At 72.6% G+C, this 1,546-nt stretch carries 1 protein-coding gene; it reads left to right on the top strand.

Going from position 1 to position 1,546, the window contains the following annotated elements:
* Window positions 1–1,546, top strand: a 1,546-nt coding sequence (locus D7Y13_RS41380) for a WD40/YVTN/BNR-like repeat-containing protein (protein ID WP_147452644.1), incomplete at both ends; no start/stop codon positions are given.

Here is a 1,546-nt window from a genome sequence, read left to right as displayed (position 1 = left end):
CCGCAGGCGCGTGGGCTCGAAGCTCGTCTTCTTCTACGCCATGCACGACGGCTTCGAACCCACGCGCCTGCGGGTGCGCGACGCGGCCGACCCGGTGGACACCTGGGGGCCTTCGCGGGAGGCGTTCTCCGACGGCATCTACCATGGCGCGGCGCTGAGCGCGGTGGAGGACGGCCAGGGCGGCATCCACCTGGTCTACAAGGATGAGACGGAGCGTCTGTATTACCGCCGCTTCGACGGGACGTCCTTCGGGCCGCGCACGCTGGTGGAGAACACGCCGGACTGGGCGTTGCAGCCCGCGGTCACCCGGGTGGGGAGCGCGCTGTATGTCTTCTACAATCACATGCAGTCCGCCGCGGACTACGAGCTGCGGGTCCGGGTGCTGCGCGACGGGACGTTCAGCGACCCGGTGACGCTGGACTCGCGCACGAGCTTCAAGGGCTACCTCTCCGCGCTGGACGTGCTGCCGGACAGCGTCACGGAGGTGCCGTGCTTCTACGGGGACTCGCCGGATGCGAACTCCAGCGCGAAGGTGATGCGCGTGGCGGTGCCGCGCCAGCCGGAAGGGGGCGGCACCGGACAGGACGCAGGGACGCCGGATGGCGGCGTGGGGATTCCGGATGGCGGGGGCACGCCGGATGGCGGAAGCGCGCCGGATGGTGGCGTGGGGACTCCGGATGGCGGGAGCACGACGGACGGCGGCACGGGGACGGATGCCGGGGGCACGTCGGATGGCGGCACGGCGCCGGATGATGGCGGGGTGCCGGGGCCGGTGACGCTGGAGCCGGTGTTCACGAACACGACGCACGACGTGCTGGCCGTGGACGGCGCGGGCACCGTGTACGCGCTGGCGCTGGACGGCGGCCGTTCCCGGTTGTGGGCGAGCACGGACGGCGGCCGCACGTTCAGCGCGCGAGGCCAGGGCGTGGGCGGCGCGTCCTTCTGGGTGATGGCGGCGCTGAAGGACGGGACGCTGCTGGCGCAGATGAGCCGGGGTGGCAGCTACCACCTGGAGCGCTCCACGGATGGCGGATGGACGTGGACGGACGCGGTGGCGCTGGGGACCTACCGCGCGGCGTCCCCGGCGAGCTTCGCGGAGCTGGGCAGCACGGCGTTCTTCCTGGAGTACCAGACGGTGACGTCCGGGAGCACGCCCGTGCGGCTGTGGGCGAGCACGGACGGCGGGGCGACGTGGGCGGTGCGCTTCACGTTCCAGGCGTCACGCCACGGCCTGGCGCTGGTCGCGGATCCGGTGCGCGGCGTGCTGTGGGCCACGTTCGGAAGCAGCTCGGCGCAGGCGGCGGTGATGCGCTCCACGGACGGCGGGCGCACCTGGTCGAAGGTGATGGGCGGCTACGGCTCCAACGCGATGGCCGGGACGGTGCTGTCCGGAGGAGAGCTGCTGCTGGCGCAGTCCACGCTGTACGAGCCGGAGCACCCGAAGCTGCTGCGGGTGTACGCCAGCGCGCGGGTGGACGCGCTGCTGACGCTGCCGGGACCGGCCTACTCCCTGAAGGGGTTGCCAGGAGGGGGCCAGGTGCTGGGG

Origin of the sequence: Corallococcus praedator (assembly GCF_003612125.1) — a bacterium.
Classification (GTDB): domain Bacteria; phylum Myxococcota; class Myxococcia; order Myxococcales; family Myxococcaceae; genus Corallococcus; species Corallococcus praedator.
This window is presented reverse-complemented; position numbering and strand designations above follow the sequence as displayed.